General features: G+C 56.9%; 20 protein-coding genes, 1 tRNA gene and 1 pseudogene. 14 read left to right on the forward strand and 8 right to left on the reverse strand.

The features are described from left to right. The first annotated feature begins 25 nt into the window (after positions 1–25). The 3 genes from plsX (at position 26) to ACZ1GS_RS02595 (ending at position 3240) form a co-directional block, all read left to right on the forward strand. On the forward strand, positions 26–1069 hold the full coding sequence (plsX, locus tag ACZ1GS_RS02585; RefSeq protein WP_472696936.1) for a phosphate acyltransferase PlsX: 1044 nt from the start codon (positions 26–28) through the stop codon (positions 1067–1069). Then, the gene (locus ACZ1GS_RS02590; protein ID WP_472696937.1) at positions 1066–2037 is read left to right on the forward strand and encodes a beta-ketoacyl-ACP synthase III; all 972 of its coding nucleotides are present in this window, start codon (positions 1066–1068) and stop codon (positions 2035–2037) included. Before plsX ends, ACZ1GS_RS02590 begins: the two co-directional genes overlap by 4 nt. A gap of 111 nt (positions 2038–2148) precedes the next feature. Continuing rightward, positions 2149–3240, forward strand: a complete 1092-nt coding sequence (locus ACZ1GS_RS02595; RefSeq protein WP_472696938.1) for a helix-turn-helix domain-containing protein — start codon at positions 2149–2151, stop codon at positions 3238–3240. A gap of 19 nt (positions 3241–3259) precedes the next feature. On the opposite strand, the gene ACZ1GS_RS02600 is transcribed toward ACZ1GS_RS02595, so the two are convergent. Together ACZ1GS_RS02600 and cpdR are read right to left on the reverse strand one after the other, a co-directional pair. Next, positions 3260–3334 (reverse strand) — tRNA-Val (locus ACZ1GS_RS02600). A gap of 59 nt (positions 3335–3393) precedes the next feature. Continuing rightward, complete coding sequence (gene cpdR, locus ACZ1GS_RS02605; RefSeq protein ID WP_472696939.1) at positions 3394–3771, reverse strand: cell cycle two-component system response regulator CpdR; 378 nt, start codon at positions 3769–3771, stop codon at positions 3394–3396. Positions 3772–3951: 180 nt separating this feature from the next. Here cpdR and ACZ1GS_RS02610 point away from each other — a divergent pair, with 180 nt between their 5' ends. Next, on the forward strand, positions 3952–4806 hold the full coding sequence (locus ACZ1GS_RS02610) for an N-formylglutamate amidohydrolase (RefSeq protein ID WP_472696940.1): 855 nt from the start codon (positions 3952–3954) through the stop codon (positions 4804–4806). Positions 4807–5180: 374 nt separating this feature from the next. Here the strand turns inward: ACZ1GS_RS02610 and ACZ1GS_RS02615 are convergent, their stop codons facing one another. Both ACZ1GS_RS02615 and ACZ1GS_RS02620 read right to left on the reverse strand, forming a co-directional pair. Then, the gene (locus ACZ1GS_RS02615) at positions 5181–5960 is read right to left on the reverse strand and encodes a SapC family protein (protein ID WP_472696941.1); all 780 of its coding nucleotides are present in this window, start codon (positions 5958–5960) and stop codon (positions 5181–5183) included. Positions 5961–6013: 53 nt separating this feature from the next. Continuing rightward, positions 6014–7463: pseudogene (locus ACZ1GS_RS02620) on the reverse strand (FAD-binding oxidoreductase). 139 nt (positions 7464–7602) lie between these two features. Here ACZ1GS_RS02620 and ACZ1GS_RS02625 point away from each other — a divergent pair. After that, entirely contained in the window at positions 7603–8097 is a 495-nt protein-coding gene (locus ACZ1GS_RS02625; protein ID WP_472696942.1) for a hypothetical protein, read from the forward strand. Between the two features lie 128 nt (positions 8098–8225). Further along, the gene (locus ACZ1GS_RS02630) at positions 8226–9665 is read left to right on the forward strand and encodes a DEAD/DEAH box helicase (protein ID WP_472696943.1); all 1440 of its coding nucleotides are present in this window, start codon (positions 8226–8228) and stop codon (positions 9663–9665) included. A gap of 47 nt (positions 9666–9712) precedes the next feature. On the opposite strand, the gene ACZ1GS_RS02635 is transcribed toward ACZ1GS_RS02630, so the two are convergent. Together ACZ1GS_RS02635 and ACZ1GS_RS02640 are read right to left on the reverse strand one after the other, a co-directional pair. Continuing rightward, on the reverse strand, positions 9713–10321 hold the full coding sequence (locus ACZ1GS_RS02635; RefSeq protein WP_472696944.1) for a hypothetical protein: 609 nt from the start codon (positions 10319–10321) through the stop codon (positions 9713–9715). 98 nt (positions 10322–10419) lie between these two features. Further along, positions 10420–11847, reverse strand: a complete 1428-nt coding sequence (locus tag ACZ1GS_RS02640) for a sigma-54-dependent transcriptional regulator (protein ID WP_472696945.1) — start codon at positions 11845–11847, stop codon at positions 10420–10422. A gap of 167 nt (positions 11848–12014) precedes the next feature. Between ACZ1GS_RS02640 and ACZ1GS_RS02645 the strand changes: the two genes are divergently transcribed. The 8 genes from ACZ1GS_RS02645 to ACZ1GS_RS02680 all read left to right on the forward strand — a co-directional run bounded on the left by ACZ1GS_RS02645 (position 12015) and on the right by ACZ1GS_RS02680 (position 18514). Beyond that, a complete protein-coding gene (locus tag ACZ1GS_RS02645; RefSeq protein WP_472696946.1) occupies positions 12015–12140 on the forward strand; it encodes an aa3-type cytochrome c oxidase subunit IV in 126 nt (41 codons plus the stop codon). A 13-nt stretch (positions 12141–12153) separates the two neighbouring features. Continuing rightward, positions 12154–13284, forward strand: coding sequence for a Re/Si-specific NAD(P)(+) transhydrogenase subunit alpha (locus ACZ1GS_RS02650; RefSeq protein WP_472696947.1), 1131 nt, complete (start codon positions 12154–12156; stop codon positions 13282–13284). Positions 13285–13294: 10 nt separating this feature from the next. Then, positions 13295–13591 (forward strand): NAD(P) transhydrogenase subunit alpha part 2, encoded by a 297-nt coding sequence (locus tag ACZ1GS_RS02655; RefSeq protein ID WP_066743604.1) that lies wholly within the window; start codon positions 13295–13297, stop codon positions 13589–13591. 50 nt (positions 13592–13641) lie between these two features. Beyond that, positions 13642–15063 (forward strand): NAD(P)(+) transhydrogenase (Re/Si-specific) subunit beta, encoded by a 1422-nt coding sequence (locus tag ACZ1GS_RS02660; RefSeq protein WP_472698054.1) that lies wholly within the window; start codon positions 13642–13644, stop codon positions 15061–15063. A 38-nt stretch (positions 15064–15101) separates the two neighbouring features. Beyond that, the gene (locus tag ACZ1GS_RS02665; RefSeq protein WP_472696948.1) at positions 15102–15797 is read left to right on the forward strand and encodes an aspartate/glutamate racemase family protein; all 696 of its coding nucleotides are present in this window, start codon (positions 15102–15104) and stop codon (positions 15795–15797) included. Between the two features lie 82 nt (positions 15798–15879). Then, on the forward strand, positions 15880–17079 hold the full coding sequence (locus ACZ1GS_RS02670; protein ID WP_472696949.1) for a parallel beta-helix domain-containing protein: 1200 nt from the start codon (positions 15880–15882) through the stop codon (positions 17077–17079). Further along, positions 17079–18095 (forward strand): SO2930 family diheme c-type cytochrome, encoded by a 1017-nt coding sequence (locus ACZ1GS_RS02675; RefSeq protein WP_472696950.1) that lies wholly within the window; start codon positions 17079–17081, stop codon positions 18093–18095. The genes ACZ1GS_RS02670 and ACZ1GS_RS02675 overlap by 1 nt, the downstream gene beginning before the upstream one ends. Further along, on the forward strand, positions 18092–18514 hold the full coding sequence (locus tag ACZ1GS_RS02680) for a GFA family protein (RefSeq protein WP_472696951.1): 423 nt from the start codon (positions 18092–18094) through the stop codon (positions 18512–18514). The genes ACZ1GS_RS02675 and ACZ1GS_RS02680 overlap by 4 nt, the downstream gene beginning before the upstream one ends. A gap of 3 nt (positions 18515–18517) precedes the next feature. Here ACZ1GS_RS02680 and ACZ1GS_RS02685 read toward each other — a convergent pair whose 3' ends face one another. Together ACZ1GS_RS02685 and ACZ1GS_RS02690 are read right to left on the reverse strand one after the other, a co-directional pair. Further along, the gene (locus tag ACZ1GS_RS02685) at positions 18518–18946 is read right to left on the reverse strand and encodes a DUF2147 domain-containing protein (protein WP_472696952.1); all 429 of its coding nucleotides are present in this window, start codon (positions 18944–18946) and stop codon (positions 18518–18520) included. Between the two features lie 29 nt (positions 18947–18975). Continuing rightward, entirely contained in the window at positions 18976–20187 is a 1212-nt protein-coding gene (locus ACZ1GS_RS02690; protein WP_472696953.1) for a multidrug effflux MFS transporter, read from the reverse strand. Between the last annotated feature and the right edge of the window lie 96 nt (positions 20188–20283).

Below are 20283 nucleotides of genomic sequence, written 5' to 3' on the forward strand. Positions count from 1 at the left end.
TAAACAAGGGGAATAACCGGTGGGGATGAGGCCGCGAATCGCAATCGACGCGATGGGCGGAGACGAAGGCGTGCGCGTAATGGTCGCGGGCGCAGCGCTTGCGCGCCATCGGCATGACGGTTTTCAATTTCTGTTCGTTGGCGACGAAACAAAGATAACCGAAGCTTTGAAATCCCACCCCAATCTCAGCGCAGCATCAGAAATTCTTCATGCCGAAAGCAGTGTCTCGGCGGATGCCAAGCCCAGCCAGGCGCTGCGCGGATCCAAAAAAACCAGCATGGGCCTGGCCGTCAACGCGGTTAAAACCGGCGACGTCAGCGCCGCGGTCAGTGCGGGAAATACCGGCGCTTTAATGGCGATTTCCAAACTGGCCCTGCGCACCATGCCAGGCATTGATCGCCCAGCGCTGGCTGCGCTTTTGCCGACCATGAAGGATAGCGACGTGGTCATGCTGGATTTGGGCGCCAATGCGGAATGCAATACCAAGAATCTGGTACAATTCGCGGTGATGGGCGCGGCCTATAGCCGGATCATGCATGATTTTGAGCGCCCCAAGGTCAAATTGCTCAATATCGGCACCGAAGACGCCAAGGGCACCGATACGATCAAGGACGCCGCCCTCGCGCTGCGCAACGCCGATGGGCTGAGCATGGATTTTCAGGGTTTTACCGAGGCGGACAAGATATCCACCGGCGAAATTGATGTGATCGTCACCGACGGTTTCTCTGGCAATATCGCGCTCAAGGCGCTTGAGGGGACAGCGCGATTTGTCACCGACTTGCTGAAGCGCAGCTTTCTCAGCAGCTTGCGATCGAAAATCGGTTTTCTGATCTCGCGCCCGGCCACCGAGCTGTTGCGCAACCACCTCGATCCCAACAATCATAATGGCGCTGTTTTTCTGGGTTTGAACGGCGTAGTGGTGAAAAGTCATGGCAGCGCCGATGAAAAAGGCGTAGCCAATGCGGTGGAAGTGGCCGCCCGACTGGTAGAGGATAGTATATTGCAGCGCATCAGTGAAGATTTGATCAAGATTGATACGCTCTTGCCAGCGGACGCCCTCGCAAAATGAGCAGCACGACCGCTCTCCGCGCGGTCCTGAAAGGCACCGGTTCGGCTTTGCCGCGCAAACGGGTGTCGAATGCCGATCTCACCAAGATCGTGGATACGACCGATGAATGGATCGTCGAACGCACCGGTATCCGCTTTCGGCATATCGCCGAAGACGATGAAACGACGTCCAGTCTGGCCACGGAGGCGGCCCGCGCAGCGCTCGATGCCGCGGGGATGGACGCCGCTGATATTGATTTGATTGTACTGGCGACCGCCACGCCGGATCAGACATTCCCGGCCACGGCGACAATTGTGCAGGATGAACTGGGTTGCAACGGATGCGTGGCTTTTGACGTCGCAGCGGTCTGTTCCGGTTTTCTATATGCGCTCTCGGTGGCTGAAAGCATGATTCGGGCTGGCAGCGCCAAAAATGCCATCGTGATCGGCGCGGAAACCTTCAGCCGCATTCTCGATTGGGAAGACCGGACAACCTGCGTGTTGTTCGGCGATGGCGCTGGCGCGATTGTCCTCTCGGCGGAAACCAGCGACAAGGGCGTCCTGGCAACCCGATTGCATGCGGATGGCGCGCATAACCAGTTGCTCTATGTCGATGGCGGCGCAGGAACGACCGGCACGGTTGGCAAGCTGCGGATGAAGGGCCGTGAGGTGTTTCGTCATGCGGTTGTAAATTTGTCCTCGGTGCTTCACGAGGCGCTGGATGAAGCAGGCATAGACGTTGAGGCGGTCGATTGGGTGGTTCCTCATCAGGCCAACGCGCGGATTCTTGATGCAACCGCGAAAAAACTGAAACTGCCGCCGAGCAAGGTGATCAAAACCGTGGATCAGCATGCCAATACGTCGGCAGCATCGGTTCCCTTGGCTCTCGACACCGCGATCCGCGATGGTCGCATCCAGCCCGATGACCTTCTGGTTCTGGAAGCCATGGGCGGCGGCTTCACCTGGGGAGCCAGCGTCATCCGGTACTGATGACAGCGGTGACAGCTTAGATTCAGGCGTCTCCGACATGTTCGTCGTTGATTTTGCATATTGGTCGAAAGTGCGTTGAGAGGCTTTGCCGGGACTGCCTAGTTGGTTCCCATGGGGCAAGATTCTAAGGACGACGTATCGATTCCTGCTCATTTTCTCGAGCAGCTCTACCGCAGTTGCAAGGCTTTGGGCGCGCGCAAGCCGGTATTGCTGGCGGCATCCGGACTGGACGAAGCGCGATTGCGCGATCCGCGGGCTCGCTTCAGTCGGGCGATGGTCGCCAATCTCTATCAGACGACGTCCCGGGAACTGGGATCCGCGCATATTTTTCCTGATCTTGGCAGAGAGATGATCCCAACCGGCTTTTCAGACAATGGCTATGCGGCCTTGTTCCGGGATACGGTCGGCGACGTCTTGCTGGAAAGCCTGAACAGGCTTGGTCTGCACAACCAGACCAACGTGACGTTCCCCACCGGTCATCATCGAGTGGGTTGCGCCGCTGCCCGGTCATGGTTGCGGCTGGAACGGTCCGGCCATGCGAGCCGCCTCGTCTGGCAACCGCCGCAAATATCGGGCAATGAACTGGTCAATCTCCTATTTTCCATGGTTTCTCATATCGGACAGGCCGTCATCGGACCGGGCCGGAGCATCATCAAGGCGGTTCATTTTTGCCAAAAGGAGCCAGAGGGATTTGGTGATTTCGTGCGTTTCGGAGATCATCCGGTTGCCGTGCCCTGCAAGTTCAGCCAAAATCAGACGTATCTCGTGCTTCACAATGACGTCCTGGATTTACCCAACCCCCGCTGCAATCCATCGGTGACGATTGCCCGCCAGGCCCAGCTTGACCGGTTCTTCCCAAGGGCCATGCAACCCTCGGGTTGGGCGGAAATATGCTATGAATATCTTCTTTATCGGTTGAACAAGACCGGTTTCGGTCTGGATTCCGCTGCGGCGACGTTCGGAACCGCGGAACGCACATTGCGTCGGAAACTGGCCGCCGAACGCGCCTCTTTTCGTGCGATACTGGAACAGGTCCGGCGCGATACCTGCCAGCTCTATTTTCTCGAAGGCAGCCGGTCGCTGTCACAGATTGCAACCGAGCTCGGCTATAGCGAGCTGAGCGCCTTCACCCGCGCCTACGGGGCCTGGCATGGTCATCCACCGAGCCGTGATCTCGCGACACAGGCAATTCTGGCCGCATAATTTTTCATGATCGGAAAAATGGTGGGCGTAGAGAGAGTTGAACTCCCGACCCCTTCGATGTCAACGAAGTGCTCTACCACTGAGCTATACGCCCACGCTGCAGGCCCTCTAACCAGCCGCCTCAGCCGGTGCAAGGCCTAATTGGATTCAAGGCTAATTGAATTCGCCAATACTGTCTGGCGCAAACAGCCGGTCGACTTCGAGAACCAGATCCTTGAGATGAAATGGCTTCGACAGGATCTTTGCCTTTGGCACGGATTCTCCGGCCCGCAAGGTGACGCCGGAAAAGCCGGTAATGAACATCACCTGGGTTTCCGGAGAGATTTTTGCACAATGCTGAGCGAGCTCAATGCCATCCATTTCGGGCATGACAATATCGGTCAGCAGAAGATCGAATTTTTCCGATTCCAGATAGGGCATGGCTGCCGTTCCACGATCGACGGCGACCACTTCATAGTTGGATTTTTCAAGCGCACGTGTAAGATGCTGCCGCATGGCTTGTTCGTCTTCCGCAAGGAGAATTCTGATCATCTCTGAGGTCGTTTCCTATAATAGTCTGCGTCAATGGATGTCGGTTATGCCCAATCTCTGCTTTAGGCGCAAATCTCTTAATAAATTGCCAGATTCGACGCCTGGATCACAAAATTCCGTTATTTCTCAGCTTGCTTGCCGATGAGCGCGCCACTCTCCCCTCCTGCGGTCCCTGCGCTCGTGGCTGATTCCATCATTTCCCGGTTCAATATCGATGCCTTGCGCTTTCCGCTGCTGATCAGCGTTCCCCACGCCGGACGGGTATATCCCAAGGAAATATATGACAATCTACGGGTTCCCCCCGCCAATCTGATACGCTTGGAAGACCGCTATTCCGATCGCCTGGCGACCGATGCCATCGCGGCCGGATTGCCAACCATCGTGGCTCGGCAGCCGCGCGCGTGGATCGATCTGAACCGTGATCCGTCGGAATTGGATCCCGACATGATTATCGGTGCAAGGCCGTCCCGGTTTGGCGCCCCCAGCCGCAAGGTTCGCGGCGGCTTGGGCGTTGTTCCCAGCCGGTTGAGCGGGGTTGGGAACCTGTGGCAACGCAAATGGTCGATCGACGCCATTGAGAACCGCCTCCAGACTTTTCACGAACCCTATCACGCGCATATCGCAGATGTGCTGGAACGCATCCGTATGAAGTTCGGTTGCGCGATGCTGCTTGATGTTCACAGCATGCCGCCATTGGAACCGGGACAGGACGCGGCGGCCGTTATCATCGGAGATCGGTTCGGGCGGAGCGCCGGATCACGCTATTCTGCCTTTGCCTCGGGCTATTTTGAGCAAGCGGAGGTGCCGGTCCGCCTCAATCATCCCTATGCGGGTGGCTATATTCTGGAACGGCACAGCGATGTTGAGCGCGAAGTGCATGCCATCCAGCTGGAAATTGACCGTGGACGGTATCTGGACGAGGATCTGAACGAGCCTGGACCGGGCCTGCCCGCCATGGCCGGTCATGTTGCGACTCTCGCCTTGCGGCTGGCAGACAAGCTGACCGGACAGTTTCAGCTCGCGGCCGCCGAATGATCGTTTGAAAAGAAAAAAACCACCTCGTCGAAACGACGAGGTGGCCAAGGTTCAGGGAGGTGGCATTCAAAGAATGCCGGCATAAGCCCAATCGGGGGGGAATGGGCCTGTGCGACTCTTAATGTGGTCTCTTATGAGACCGGTTGCAAGTCCCAATACAGAAATTATCTCTCCGTTTTGGTCGTTTTTCCTATCGCAAGAGAGGCATGGAAACGGTGCTGGCCTGGCCTTTTTCAAAGCGCAGCCAGACGCGCGCCACAACCCAAGGAGAAGGCCTTAAAGTGTTATATTATAAAGGCTTAAGGGAGTGGCTACCGGAAAAAGCGAGCGTTAAAGCCCGCCCGCTTTTTCCGGTATAATCGCGTTGGATTCGATCAGATGGTTGGAACTTCGGTAACCTCTGGCATTTTTCCGGCGGAAACCTGCATCGCGAACACTTCCCGCATGATGTGCAAAGAGAAAAGGTGCGCGTAAATCAGTGGCAGCATGCCGTTCTGATTGATCTTGCGCAGTTCGTCGCCCCGCAATTCGCGCAGTTTTTCTTCGTTGACCATCCGGAAGCCGCGGTAAACAAATGGCTTTTCAACGCCGGTCTGTTCGATCGACACTTCGCCGTCCATCAACAGATCCATTTTTTCAAGCTCGGCCATGAACTGACCCGTGCGTTGCCCGGCCTGTTCGAATTTTTCACAGAAATCCAAAATGCCTTTGGTCGTGTCGGTGGGCTGATCCTTGTCAAACAGCGGATCGCCTTCCTTGAAATCGCCAATCGCGTCGGTGCTAGGGTCGAAACAGAGCGACAATTCTTCCGAATCCGGGCGCAGCTTCGCAAGCATGAACGGATAGCGGCGAACATAGGCCGGAACATAGGCGGGTTGATTGAACTTTCCGTCTTCGCCCAGGAACGTGTTCACCCCTTCATTCAAGCCCATCAGGATCAATGGCACGCTGTTCTCGCCAACCGAGAAGACGATCGGATAGTTGCGGCTGGCATTGGTGAATTCATCGATGGTCAGGGGAATGGCATGCTGGCTTTGTAGAAAGCTTGCATTGTCCAGGCCCTTTACCTTCCATTTGCTGTGTTCTTTGGAATTGAGTGGCACCAAATCCTTGTAGAAAATGGGTAGTGGTTGAGCCTGAGGCGCGCTGGCCATGATCTTTGTCTCCAGATGCTAGATATTATGAATAATTGTCAGTTGAGGGGGCTTTAAGATGCCGACCGGTCCGACGCAAGAGGAACTAGCTTTCCGGGATTCATAATATTCTTTGGATCCAGCGCGGACTTGATCGCTTTCAGGGTCGAGATGCGCGCATCGCTGGACAGTCGTTGGAGGTCATCGACCTTGGTCTGACCGATTCCATGTTCGGCTGAAATCGACCCGCCGCTCGCATCGACAAGATCATAGACTAGCGGGGAAATCTGGCTTGCATATTCGGCCATCCAGGTCCCCGAGGCAATGCCCGCCGGGGCTTTTACATGAAAGTGGACATTGCCATCGCCCATGTGCCCAAAAGCCGCGACTTCCGTTCCCGGAAAGCGCTCTTCGATTACGGGACTCGCATCCATGATAAAATCGGCCATTTTCGAGACCGGCACGCTGATATCATGTTGCAGCGCCGGACCGCTCGCTCTTTCCGCTTCGGCAATCAGAATCGCGCAATTTCCAGAACGCTTCCGCCTGGCTTTCGCTGGCGGCGATTACGGCATCGCTGATCAGATCGCGGTCCATTGCAGCGGCGAGCAGGGATTCGGCAATAGATATCGGATCCTCGGCATCGGCCTGATCCCGCACATTCTCGATCAAAACATTCCACGATGCCGGTTCCGCCAAGGGTGCTCTGGTATCCGGAATATGGCGCAAGACCGCCTGAAGGCAGGACTGGGGCACAATCTCGAAACCTTCGAGCTTTTGGTTTTCCCGCGCATTAAGAAACTGGAACAGCCGATAAGCGGCATGCGGCGAGGCGACCCCGGCCCAGGCTACGCAGCGATCGACGAGGGCGGGAACAGTTTTCAAGGTCGCCGCGGTAACGATCCCCAGCGTGCCCTCGCCACCGATCAGCAATTGTTTGAGATCATAGCCGCGATTGTCTTTCTTGAGCGCTGCGAGGCCATTATAGATGCTGCCATCCGGCAAGACAGCTTCCAGCCCGGCCACCAGCGCGCGCATTGTTCCATGTCGAAGCACCTGGGTGCCGCCAGCATTGGTTGACACTAGTCCACCAACCGTCGCCGATCCCTTGCCGCCCAGGGTCAAGGGAAACCGCTGGCCATGATCCGCGAGCGCGTCGTGCAAATTCTGGAGGATCACCCCGGCATCGCAACTGACCAGTTGGTCGTCGGCCGCAATCTCTCTGATGCTGTCCATGCGACGCATCGACAGGATGATCGCCTGGCCGCCTGTATCGGGTGTAGCGCCGCCAACCATGCCGCTATTGCCGCCCTGCGGAACCATCGCAATGCCATGCTGATGGGCAATTTTAACGATAGCGGCGACTTCATCGGTCGATGCCGGAGAAACCATCGCCAGCGCCTTGCCGGTATAGCGACCTCGCCAATCGGTCAGCCAGGGATCCATGTCGGCAGGATCATCGGTAAACCCCCGGGGGCCTACGATTTCGTGCATATCTCCTAGCCAAGCAGGTGTTTCAGGCATATCTGACTCCGACCAATTGAACAGTGTTGCGGATATAGGTCATATCAGGGAAAACACCACCACATGACCATAAAAGATAGTTCATCAAATATTCAATCAGGGCTGTTATAGGCATTCCGATGGTTAATAAGGGGTCTCGGTGAGTCTTACGCTTTTCGCTTCACTGATATTGGCTGCGCCGGCTGCTCCCCAATGGTCAGCGGAGGAAGCGGAGTCGCGCGCCAAAGGTTTTTTCGTTGGCCGCGCGACCATCACTTTGGCCCAAGTTCGGATCCAGAAGCGAGTCATTATCCGGGTGCCGCGCAGCCGGGCTCTGGTGGCTTCGGCTTTGTCCGACGTCTCTCGCCGTTCTGCCCCCGTGACCTACAAGCAAAAGAAAATTGGCAAATGTCTGCCGATGCGGAGCATATTGGGCGTTCAGCGCTTTGGTGAGCGCTATATTGATCTGGTGACCCGGGATCGCCAGCAAATCCGTGCCCGGCTTGAGAAAAAGTGCCAGCCGCGCAGCTTCTATTCCGGTTTTTATATGGAAAAATCAGGCGACGGAAAAATATGCGCAGATCGTGATATCCTGCACAGCCGGACCGGATCAAAATGCGAAATTGATCGGTTTCGATTATTGGTCCCGGAATAGCACCGCTGTTGCGGTCAGTTGGTTGCCGGGCAAAACTTGACAAAAGCTGCTTTTCGTATCATGCGCCGTGACAGCCGCTAAGGCTCGTTTTTTGCGCCCTGTGGCGCCGCTAATTTTCCGGAAACACTATGAAATTTGCCGACCTCGGCCTCTCTGAAGAATTGTTAAGTGCTGTTGCCGATGTTGGTTATGACGAACCGACACCGATTCAGGCGCAAGCGATCCCGCCGGTTTTGATGATGAAGGACATTATCGGAATCGCACAAACCGGGACCGGCAAAACGGCCAGCTTTGTTCTGCCGATGATCGATATTCTGGCGCATGGTCGCTCACGCGCCCGCATGCCACGGTCGCTAATTCTCGAGCCAACCCGTGAGCTGGCAGCACAGGTCGCGGAAAATTTCGAGAAATACGGGAAGAATCACAATCTCAGCATGGCCTTGCTTATCGGCGGTGTTTCGATGGGTGATCAGATCAAGGCGCTGGAAAAAGGCGTCGATGTCCTGATTGCCACGCCCGGCCGGTTGATGGATCTGTTCGGTCGCGGCCGGATTCTGTTGTCCGGTTGCGAATTGCTGGTGATCGATGAAGCGGACCGGATGCTCGACATGGGTTTCATCCCGGATATCGAGGAAATCTGTTCCAAATTGCCGCCGAACCGGCAGACCATGCTGTTTTCGGCGACCATGCCTCCGCCGATCAAGAAATTGTCGGATCAGTTTCTCAACAATCCGAAATATGTCGAAGTCTCGCGGCCGGCAACCGCCAACACCTCGATTGACCAGTCGATCGTGCATGTGGCGCCGAAGGCCAAACGCAAGCTGCTTTACAGCATTCTGGACAATGAAGGCGTGGATACCGCGATTATCTTCTGCAACCGGAAGACCGAGGTTCGCGATCTGTGCGAGAATCTGCGCCGGGATCGCTTTGATGCGGGGCAAATTCATGGCGACATGGATCAGAGCTCCCGTCTGGCCGAGCTGGAGCGCTTCAAGTCGGGCGAGATTAACATATTGTGCGCGTCTGATGTCGCCGCACGCGGGCTCGACATCAAGGGCGTCAGCCACGTGGTGAATTACGATATTCCCTGGCACCCGGATGACTATATTCACCGTATCGGCCGAACCGGTCGGGCTGGCGCCACAGGCGTGGCGATTACCTTCGTCACCAAGAGTGATGCGGAACATGTTGACAGCATTCAGAAACTGACCGGGATGAAGATACCGGTGCGGGACGCTGGAAAACAGGACGATTCCGGCAAGACCGACAAGAAAAAACCGTCCGAAACCAGGAATAAACCGCGCAAGGCCGAAAGGTCAGCCAAGCCGGACAGAGAGCAATCGCGGGGCGAGGACAAGAGGGCTCCAGACGTTTCGAAAACGGACACGCCGTCCGAAGAGAAGCCGAGCCGGAAATCTGAAAAACCGAATCCGAAATCTGCGAAGCCCGAACCGAAACCAGAAAAGCCTGCAAACGAGGCTGCCAAACCGGCTGCTGCTGATGATTCGGAAAGCGATGGCTGGAATGGCCCAGTTCCCGGGTTTCTCGACGCCAAACTCGATCGCTAGTCGGCTAGGTCGGCAAACGGCCGGGCGCTGGTCTTACTGCCCCGGTTTTATTGTAAAGTCAGGCTGTCGAGCATTTGCTTGGCGAGCGGGTCGAGCGCTTCGGCGGACTCGGTCGGATAGGTTACAATCGCCTGTACCATGGTGCCATCCGCCTTGCGCAGCAGTCGCTGCGCGGTCTTGTCGGTATCGCTCAATGTACCGGTTGCGCGATATTCATTCTCGTCAACATAGTCGCCCGTGATGCTGTCGCCGGCATCTTCCAGCGCCTTGACCGCGGCCTGCAGATCGGCGTCTTCGCGGTTCTCGATCCATCCGACGGTCAGCGTCGCATTGGTTTCGGGCGCGTTGAACTGCTTGCCATTATCGTCACTCGCTTCGGGGTCTTCCACCCAGTTTTTCGGCACCATGACGGTGAACCCCCGCAGAGCGTTGGCGTAACTGGTCATTGCCGAGCTGTCGATGACCGGAGCGGCTTCATCGCCAGCTTCCGTGGCTGCGGCTTCGTCGCGAATGGCCTTGCTGGCCTCATCAGCCTGCTTGGCCAGCTCTTCACTGGACGGGACATCGCCAACCGCCTCCTGCTTGCCGCACGAGGAGAGAAGGAGCGCGGCGCTAAGAGCGGCAACGATCGGAAGGGCTGGAAGCTTTTTTATCATGAATGCAGACTTAGTCATGGCGGCGCGAAACATCAACTGAGAAGATACATGGACCATGGCGAGCCGGCTAACGGCCGGGCGCATGCGGCTGCGCGCGATCAGGCGGCGTTGTCGATGCCAAGATCAGCCAGCTTGCGGTATAGCGTGGACCGGCCAATGCCGAGACGCCGAGCAACTTCGGTCATGCGGCCGCGATAATGGCCGATGGCGAGGCGAATGACGTCTGCTTCAATCTCTTCCAGTGGCCGCAAGTTGCCGTCTTCGGAATAGAGCGTGATGCCAATGCCTTCTGGGCTGTTGGCGAAATGCTGATCGGCACTGCCTGACTGCTCGACAAAAGCCGCAATTTGCGGAAATTCTTCGCAGGTCAGGGCATCGCGATCGCACATGACGGCGGCGCGAAACAGGACGCTTTGCAATTGACGGACATTGCCTGGCCAGGCGTAGCTGCGCAGCAAATTTATCGCCTCGTCGGTAATGCCCAGGCTGCGCAAGCCGGGCTGAAGCGCGAGCCGCGACAGGAAATGGCGGCACAGAGCCGGAATATCGCCGGTCCGGTCGCGCAATGGCGGAATGGTCAGTTGGACCACGTTCATGCGGTAGAACAGATCTTCGCGAAAGCGGTCCTTTTTGACTTCCTGTTCGAGCGAACGGTTGCTTGCGGCAATGACGCGCACGTCGATCTGAAAGCTGTTCGGGCTGCCGAGCGGCTGAATTTCGGATGTCTTGAGAAAACGCAGCAGCCGGACCTGGGTTTCTGCCGGGATCCGATCGACTTCATCTAGGAAAATCGTGCCACCTTCGGCTTGCTGAAATAGGCCGATTTTACGATCAAAGGCACCGGTAAAGGCGCCTTTTTCGTGACCAAACAGGATCGAATCCAGTAGGTTTCCGGTAATCGCGCTGCAATTGACCCGCAGCATCGGCGATTTGGCCCGCGGGCTGGCCGCGTGGATGGCGTCTGCAATGACTTCTTTGCCAACGCCGCCTTCGCCTTCAATCAGAACCGGAACGCGTGCGCGTGCTGCTTTGGCGGCAATCGCCAGCGCAGCGCGGAAGGCTGGCGCCGCGCCGACAATTTCTTCAAACGCCAGCGGTGCCGAAATTTTCTCGGTCAACGGCCGCAATTCGCCGGCTTCCTTTGAGCTTTCCACCGCTGCGGTCAGCGCCGCCAGCATCTGTTCCGGGGCGACCGGCTTGATCAGATAATCGGTGGCACCAGCCTGCATCGCATCGACGGCTTCCGAGATGGATCCGACCGCGGTCAGCATCAGGATCGGCAGGGCCGGGCGACGGGCTTTCAGTTCCGCAATCAGCTCCGTCGCTTCGGTGCCCGGGACCCAATGGTCAAGAATGATCGCATCGAGCATCATGCCGTCCTGGGTGCCCAAGGTGGCAATCGCGGTTTCAGCATCGCGGGCGAAGATTGTCCGGTAACCGGCACGCGAGGCCAGAGCAGCGATCAACCGGCATTGCGCTGGTTCATCATCGATCAGGAGCAGTAATTTTGTGCCGTTTTGAGCCATTTTTATCCCGTTTGTGCCAAAATGAACCATTTCAGTAACAGCGAGGGGTAAAGAGCCGATTAAGGGCCTATCATTTTTTCTATCGGAGATTGGCCTCGCAGGGCTTGAGGGATGCGACATATACGGTTAGAGCTGGCGCCGACTTTATTCGAATATTTGGAGGAATCATGGCTTCGGACAACAATATGAAATCAGCGGAAGAAACCTATTCCCGTTTTCTTTCCTGGCTGAAAATCGGAACGATCATCTCGGCGTTGGTCACCATTCTGGTTATCATTCTTCTCGTAACCTGAATCGGATAAGCCATTGAAAATTGCGGTATTAAAAGAACTTGCTAACGGCGAGCATCGGGTCGGCGCCACGCCGGAAACGGTCAAGAAATTTACAGCGCTAGGCGCAACCATGGCCGTTGAAAAGGGGGCGGGGCAATCCGCCGCGATTGCCGACGGCGATTATGAAGCGGAAGGCGCGACCCTCGGAACCCGCGCCGCGGTGATCAAGGATGCGGATATCATTCTCGGTGTCCAGGGACCCGATCCCCAATCGCTGAAAGGCATCAAGAAAGACGCCTGGCTGGTCGCCAGTCTCAATCCTTTCGGTGAACGCGAGCGGGTCGATGCCTATGCCAAGCTGGGCATTGACGCGCTGGCGATGGAATTCATGCCGCGGATCACCCGCGCGCAGTCGATGGACATCCTGTCATCGCAGTCCAACCTGTCGGGTTACAAGGCGGTTCTGGAAGCCGCATCGCATTATGGCCGGGCTTTCCCGATGATGATGACCGCAGCGGGCACGGTCAGTGCCGCAAAATGTTTCGTCATGGGCGTCGGCGTGGCCGGTCTGCAGGCAATTGCCACGGCGCGCCGTCTCGGCGCACAGGTCAGCGCGACCGATGTGCGCGCAGCGACCAAGGAACAGATTCAATCACTCGGTGCAAAACCGATTTTCGTCGAAGATGTCGCCGGTATCGAAGGCGAAGGCACGGGCGGTTATGCCACCGAAATGAGCGAGGAATATCAGAAGGCGCAGGCTGAACTGGTCTCCAAGCATATTGCGAAACAGGATATCGTCATCACCACCGCGCTGATCCCGGGGCGTCCTGCACCGCGGCTGATCAGCGACGCCCAGATCGCAACCATGCGCCAGGGCAGCGTGATCGTCGACCTGGCCGCCGAACAGGGCGGCAATGTCGAGGGCGCGGTGGCTGGCAAGACCGTCGAGAAGCATGGCGTCAAAATTGTCGGTGCCAATAACATGCCGTCAAGCATGGCCGCCGACAGCTCGGCCCTGTTTTCCCGGAACCTCTATAATTTCCTCAGCGCCTATTGGGACGAAGAGGCCAAGCGGCCGGTACTGCCCGATGATGACGAGGTCACGATCGGCATCCGGCTGACCAAAGACGGCAAAGTTGTGAACGAGCGCCTTCTGGCGAACTAGGAGGCAGAACATGGACTTTATTTCAATACTCTCAATTTTCGTGATGGCCTGTTTTGTCGGCTATTATGTGGTCTGGTCGGTAACCCCGGCCTTGCACACGCCGCTTATGGCGGTGACCAACGCGATTTCATCGGTGATCATTGTCGGCGCGTTGATCGCGGCGGCGGCCGGGTCACAGGCGGATGGCGGCCAGACCGCGAAATGGCTGGGCCTGGTTGGCGTTGTCCTCGCCAGCGTGAACATTTTTGGCGGCTTTGCCGTGACCGAGCGGATGCTCGCGATGTACAAGAAAAAGGAGCGCAAATAATGCGCACATTATTGGGGGGCGCAGCCGCGCTATTCTTCGCAACGCCAGCCATGGCGGCATCCGGAGAAGCAGTAAATCCTTGGGTCGCGGTGGCCTATCTCGTGGCCGGCGTGCTGTTCATTCTCGCCTTGCGCGGTCTGTCTTCACCCGAAACCAGCCGGGCGGGCAACCGTTACGGCATGATCGGGATGCTGATCGCGGTCGTGACCACCTTGATCACCCACGACATTGCCAGCTTGCCGGAAATCGGCGTGGCTATCGCCATTGGTGGCGGGTTCGGGTTCATTGTCGCACGCAAGATCGCGATGACCGACATGCCGCAACTGGTGGCCGGTTTTCACAGTCTCGTCGGCATGGCCGCCGTGCTGGTCGGTATTGCGGCCTATCTCAACCCGGGTGCATTCGGCATTCTGGACGATGCCGGAGAAATCCTGACGGTCAGCCGGGTCGAGCTTGGACTGGGCGTGGCGATTGGTGCGATTACCTTTTCCGGTTCGGTCATCGCTTTTCTGAAACTGAACGGCAACATGTCCGGTGCACCGATCATGCTGCCCGGACGTCACGTGATTAATCTCGGTGTACTCGCCGGAATATTGGGGCTGACTGCCTATTTCGCGATCATGCCAACGGCCGATTCCCAGACCGTCTTCTGGACGATCGTGGTGCTGGCGTTCCTGATCGGTTTCCTGCTGATCATTCCCATCGGCGGCGCGGACATGCCGGTCGTGGTTTCGATGCTCAACAGCTATTCCGGCTGGGCGGCAGCGGCCATGGGCTTTACCCTCGGCAACACGGCGATGATCATCACCGGTGCGCTGGTCGGTTCCTCTGGCGCGATTCTGTCCTATATTATGTGCAAGGCAATGAACCGCAGTTTCATCAGCGTGATCGCCGGCGGCTTCGGTGCCGAAAGTGGGCCGGCGGAAGGGGCGGAAAAGATCGACCGGCCGTGGAAACGCGGGTCGGCCGAAGATGCCGCCTATATGATGAAGCAGGCCGAGAATATCATCATCATTCCAGGCTATGGCATGGCTGTTGCACAGGCGCAGCATGCGCTGCGTGAAATGGCGGATTTCCTGAAAGAGGAAGGCGTCAACGTCAAATATGCGATCCACCCCGTCGCCGGCCGGATGCCAGGCCACATGAACGTGCTGCTGGCTGAAGCCAATGTCCCTTATGACGAAGTGTTCGAGCTAGAAGATATTAACAGCGAGTTCGCGCAGGCCGACGTTGCTTTCATCATCGGTGCCAATGATGTTGTGAACCCGGCGGCCAAAACCGACAAGAGCTCGCCAATTTATGGCATGCCGGTCTTTGATGTCGACAAGGCCAAGCAGGTCTTCTTCATCAAGCGGTCGATGGGCGGTGTCGGCTATGCTGGCGTCGACAATGAGGTGTTCTACATGGACCAGACGATGATGTTACTTTCCGATGCAAAGAAAATGTGTGAGGATATTGTAAAGGCGCTATAGCGCCCGATCCCTCACTGTTTTCAAGGAAGACGATCATTATGCAGAAACTGGGTCTCATCGGCGGGATGTCTTGGGTCTCGACCGAAAGCTATTATCGTCGCATCAACCGATCCGTGCAAAAGCATCTGGGCGGATTTACCAGTGCGCATCTGCTGATCGAAAGCGTCAATTTCGCTGACTATGCCCGATTGCAGTCTGACGATGACTGGGATGCGGCAGCGGGATTGATGACCCGGTCAGCCAAGCGCCTCGAAAAATCCGGCGCGACCGCAATTTTGCTTTGCTCCAATGCGATGCACAAAATCTACGAACAGGTCGCCGCCGAAGTCACGGTTCCGATTCTCCATATCGCTGACTGCGTCGGCGATCGCATGGTGGCGGATGGGATCAAGACCGGCACGTTGCTGGGCACCCGCAATGTCATGACCGAAGGCTTTTACCGCAAGCGGCTGGTTGCCAAGGGTATCGCTTTGACACCGCCAGAAAAAGAGCGGGTCGAAGAGATTGACCGGATCATCTACGAAGAACTGATGTTCAGCGACGTGCGGCGGGATTCCGAACGAACGCTCAAGACGTTCATTACGAACATTGCCAAACAGGAAACCGAAGCGGTCATTCTGGCCTGTACCGAGCTCGATCTGATCGTCGATACCAAGGCCAATATCCTGCCGATTTACGACAGCACCGAAATCCACGCCGATGCCGCCGTGGACTGGATCCTGAACGACCAGTAGCCGGCTAACTGACAGCCATGTCAACTGACTTGGCAAGCGCCATCGAATGCGCCATAATCTCCCGCAATTGGGAGAGAGAAATATGATCCGGACTTTGATTGCCGTTAGCGCGCTGGCAGTGGTGAGCGCGCCCATCCATGCGAAGACCCTGACTGTGGAGGCCGGGGCAAACGCCCAGGAACGGCTTCAGGAAGCGTTGATCCTGGCCGAACCGGGTGATGTTGTAGAAATCGGCGCGGGCCGATTTGACCTGACGGATGGTCTGTCGCTGGACGTCGACAAGGTGATCGTCCGCGGCCAGGGCATGGACAAGACCGTGCTCAGTTTTGCCGGGCAACTGGGGGCCGGTGAAGGCTTGCTGGTCACCTCGGACGACGTCGTGCTGCGCGATTTTGCGATTGAGGACAGCAAGGGCGACGGAATCAAATCAAAGGGCGCGGACCGCATCGTCTATCACGCGCTCCGGGTGGAATGGACCGGCGGGCCCAAGGCGACCAACGGCGCCTATGGGATCTACCCGGTCGAAGCGACCGATATATTGGTGCAGGACAGTGTCGTGCGCGGCGCATCCGATGCCGGCATCTATGTCGGGCAATCCAAGAATATCATCGTCCGGCGCAATAAGGCGATCGAAAATGTCGCCGGCATCGAAATCGAAAACAGCTTTGACGCGGAGGTCACCGAGAATCTGGTGACCCAGAACACGGGCGGTATACTGGTCTTTGACTTGCCCAATCTGCCGCAAATGGGCGGGCATAATGTCAAGGTTGCCTATAATGCCGTGATCAGCAACAACACGCCCAATTTCGCACCGGAAGGCAATATTGTCGCCGGCGTTCCGTCGGGGACCGGGGTGATGGTGATGGCGAACCGGCACGTCGAGGTGTATCAAAATGCCCTGATCGACAATGGCTCTGCCAATGTCCTGGTGGTGTCCTACACCCAGAAATTTGATGATGAAAATTATGATCCGACCCCACGCCAGGTGGTGGTTGCCGAAAATATTCACCGCCGGGCGGGCTACGCGCCGGATTTTGACGGTGGCGCGCAAATCGCGGCGGCCTTTGGCGGATCGGTACCGCCGATTGTCTATGACGGCACCGGTGAGGGCTTTTTTGTCGACGAAGGCGTTGATGTCGTGGCGATTACGCTGGGACTGAGCGAACCGGGCCAGAACCCGGCCACTGGCAATCCCGGCCTGCACAAGAACCCGCAGGGGTGGAAGTTTGATATCATGGATCCCATCACGTTGCCGGCTTCGATGGAGGCTGCGCTGAAATAATGCGTCTGTTTGTCGCCGCTCTTGCCCTGTGCGTCGCCGGTTTCGCGGTGAGCGCGAAGCCGCAACGCGCGGTGTCGGATGCGGCAATCGTCGCAGACGGCATGCCACGGACCCTGTCGGAATATGGGTTTTTCAAGGACGGGAGCGGCTGGCAGCCCAATGACGGGGTGGTGCCTTATGAACTGAACATGCCGCTGTTCACGGATTATGCCGATAAATATCGCTATATCTACATTCCAGCCGGACAACAGGCGAAAACCGATGGTGATGGCCTGCTGCAATTTCCCGTCGGATCCGCGCTGATCAAAAGTTTTGGTTATGCAATTGATGGCAAGGACCGATTGCTCGAAACCCGGGTTCTGCTGCATCGGGCAGACGGCTGGTTGGCGCTGCCCTATGTCTGGAATGCCGAGCAGACGGAGGCGAAGCTGAAGGTTGCCGGAACAAGGATACCGGTCAGCTTCATCGATCCTTCCGGCACGCCGCAGACGATCAGCTATGCGGTGCCCAACAAAAACCAGTGCAAGGAATGCCATTCCCTGTCCGGTGCGGTGATGCCGATCGGTCCCAAGGCCCGCAATCTCGACGATGGCATCCAGCTCGAGAAGCTGGTGGAGCTGGCGCTGATTGCCGAAAAACCGGTTGTGAAAGCCAATATTCCGCTCTGGTCTCATGGCGATAGCGGAACGCTGGAAGAGCAGGCGCGGGCCTATCTTGATGTCAACTGTGCCCATTGCCACAATCGCCAGGGATCAGCGAGCAATAGCGGCCTGTTCCTGACATTTGAGGAACAGAGCCCGGTCCATATCGGCATTGGCAAGCGACCCGTGGCCGCGGGGCGCGGCAGCGGCGGCTTTGAATTTGCGATTGCCCCCGGTCAGCCGGATCAGAGTATCCTGATGCACCGCCTGCAAAGTCTCGAGCCGGGCGTGGCCATGCCTGAAGTCGGACGGTCGATGGTCCACAAGGAAGGGGCCGCGCTGCTCAGTGCCTGGATTGAAGCGATGGAAAATTGAAGAACGGTTATCGGGCAAATTGTGACTGCGGTCAGCTCAAGGTGACCGTTCATGCCGAGCCCTATGCCATCGTACAATGCCATTGCCGCGCCTGTCAGCGCCGAACCGGCGCGCCTTATGGCGTCGGGGTCTATTGTCAAAAATCGGATTGCGAAATTGATGGCGATTCAAATAGCTATGTCCGACAAGGCGGCAGCGGCGCGGATTTCGAAAACCGCTTTTGCCCATCTTGCGGTACAACAGTCTACTGGCTGACTCCGTTTCATGCCGAGGGTATCGGCATCGCCTTTGGCTGTTTTGATGGCGACGAATTGCCGGCTCCGGACCGCAGCGTTTGGGAAAGCGAACGCCACCACTGGGTGGAATATAAGGCCAAAGGGCGATGGCTGGAGGGAAGAGCCGGACCGCGCGTCAAGTAGACGCTATTTCGCGCGGATCCAGTTCTGGCCCTGGCAGAAAAACGCGATACAGCCTTTGACTTTTAACTTGGATGCCGACGTCAGGCTGACTTCGGACCGATAGCTCTTGCCGGTCTTGGGATCATAAATCCGGCCGCGCCAAACCTTGCCATCGGGTTTAAAGCCGGACAGGACTGCCGTGCCCAAAAGTTTGCGGCTGCGCAGTTTCTTGTTCGGATTGTTGATATCCTTTTGGTTCACACCATTGGGCGGTGTCACCAGATATTTGTGAATCCGGCCGCAGACGGTATTGCCGCATTTGCTGATCTTGACGATCGCATCGCCATCCTGGGTCACCCAGTTGCCGTTGATCGAATCTGCTGCCAAAGCGGGTGTTGCGGTTGCCAGTCCGCCAATCATTAGCGTCGCCTGCAAAATATGCCAAATGTTCATGGTCTCTCCCGTCTTGCAAAAAATGCTGTTCATCCTGCCGGTCTGTTCGCTGCTACCGTGGCCTGGGTTACATTGGTCTGAACGCGCCGGAACAGGACCCCTTTTTCAGCCCATAATATGACCAATAGCGAAGCAATGCCGCATAACACGAACCCGATAACCAGCGGCTCGGTGGTTCCGTCATATTGCAGACCCATGGCAGCACCAATGCTGGCCGACAAGGTGGTGCGCGCGAAATTCTGGAACGAGGATGCCACGCCCGCCATTTTCCCGAAGGGTTGCATGGCAATGGAACTGAAATTGGCTCCGGTAAATCCGACCATGCCCATTGATGTCGCCAGCAGCAGGACAAAGACCGGCAAGGTCAGCAAACCCGACATGGTCAACAGCCAGTGGATCAGCGAGATCAGGATGAAGAAGATCAGCGCCGACTGGGACACTCGGCGCGCGCCAAAACGCATCACGATCCGCGAGTTGATGAAGCTGCAAAAGGCCATTGCCATGGCATTGATCGCAAACATGTAGACGAAGATATCGGCGGCATCGAACGTGTCGAAGAATATCTGTTGTGCCGAAGCGATAAAGGCAAAAAGAGGCGCCATCATCAGGCCGCTGGCCAGAACATGGCCAAGCGCATTGCGATGAAAGGTCACTGTCCCCCATGTGCGGATCACGGACTGCAGGTTGATCGGAATCTTATCATCGGGGTTCAGCGTCTCGGGCAACCGGATGATCGTCCAGGCGAACATAACCAATCCGCAACCTGACAATACGATGAAAATGGCGTGCCAGTCCTTGAACAGATCCAGTACGATCTGGCCCAGTATCGGAGCGGTGACCGGAACCGCCATGAACACCATCATGATCACCGACATCATTCGCGCCATCGCATCGCCATCGAACCGGTCGCGGATAATGCTGTTGACCAGCACGCCCATGGCGGCGGCGGCAAGGCCCTGAATGAAGCGTGCCCACAAGAGCAGCGAATAGTCTCCGGCATAGGCGCAGATAATCCCGAACAGCACGTAGATGGCGGTGGTCACCAGCAGGATTGGTTTGCGGCCATAGCGATCCGACAAGGATCCATAGACGATCGAACCGATTGCCATGCCGTAAATATAGGCGGTAATGACCCATTGCCGGTCATTGGCCGAAGCTATGGCAAAATCATCGGCCATCAGCCCCAGGGCTGGCAACATGATGTCAATCGCTAGCGCATTGAGCGACATCAGGCTCGCCATCAGGACGATAAATTCCTTGCGTCCGAGCGGGAAAGAAGAAGAGCCTTTTTGCACTGCCGGGCTATGGCAAGAAACGTTCAGTCTGGCTATAGGTGA

This window comes from Parasphingorhabdus sp. W113 (genome assembly GCF_055693205.1).

Bases quoted from the DNA above. Each gene is read 5' to 3' on its own strand.
- plsX (WP_472696936.1), top strand. From the start codon at position 26: ATGAGGCCGCGAATCGCAATCGACGCGATGGGCGGAGACGAAGGCGTG.
- ACZ1GS_RS02590 (WP_472696937.1), top strand. From the start codon at position 1,066: ATGAGCAGCACGACCGCTCTCCGCGCGGTCCTGAAAGGCACCGGTTCG.
- ACZ1GS_RS02595 (WP_472696938.1), top strand. From the start codon at position 2,149: ATGGGGCAAGATTCTAAGGACGACGTATCGATTCCTGCTCATTTTCTC.
- cpdR (WP_472696939.1), bottom strand. From the start codon at position 3,771: ATGATCAGAATTCTCCTTGCGGAAGACGAACAAGCCATGCGGCAGCAT.
- ACZ1GS_RS02615 (WP_472696941.1), bottom strand. From the start codon at position 5,960: ATGGCCAGCGCGCCTCAGGCTCAACCACTACCCATTTTCTACAAGGAT.
- ACZ1GS_RS02630 (WP_472696943.1), top strand. From the start codon at position 8,226: ATGAAATTTGCCGACCTCGGCCTCTCTGAAGAATTGTTAAGTGCTGTT.
- ACZ1GS_RS02635 (WP_472696944.1), bottom strand. From the start codon at position 10,321: ATGATAAAAAAGCTTCCAGCCCTTCCGATCGTTGCCGCTCTTAGCGCC.
- ACZ1GS_RS02640 (WP_472696945.1), bottom strand. From the start codon at position 11,847: ATGGCTCAAAACGGCACAAAATTACTGCTCCTGATCGATGATGAACCA.
- ACZ1GS_RS02645 (WP_472696946.1), top strand. From the start codon at position 12,015: ATGGCTTCGGACAACAATATGAAATCAGCGGAAGAAACCTATTCCCGT.
- ACZ1GS_RS02655 (WP_066743604.1), top strand. From the start codon at position 13,295: ATGGACTTTATTTCAATACTCTCAATTTTCGTGATGGCCTGTTTTGTC.
- ACZ1GS_RS02660 (WP_472698054.1), top strand. From the start codon at position 13,642: ATGGCGGCATCCGGAGAAGCAGTAAATCCTTGGGTCGCGGTGGCCTAT.
- ACZ1GS_RS02665 (WP_472696948.1), top strand. From the start codon at position 15,102: ATGCAGAAACTGGGTCTCATCGGCGGGATGTCTTGGGTCTCGACCGAA.
- ACZ1GS_RS02670 (WP_472696949.1), top strand. From the start codon at position 15,880: ATGATCCGGACTTTGATTGCCGTTAGCGCGCTGGCAGTGGTGAGCGCG.
- ACZ1GS_RS02675 (WP_472696950.1), top strand. From the start codon at position 17,079: ATGCGTCTGTTTGTCGCCGCTCTTGCCCTGTGCGTCGCCGGTTTCGCG.
- ACZ1GS_RS02685 (WP_472696952.1), bottom strand. From the start codon at position 18,946: ATGAACATTTGGCATATTTTGCAGGCGACGCTAATGATTGGCGGACTG.
- ACZ1GS_RS02690 (WP_472696953.1), bottom strand. From the start codon at position 20,187: ATGGCGAGCCTGATGTCGCTCAATGCGCTAGCGATTGACATCATGTTG.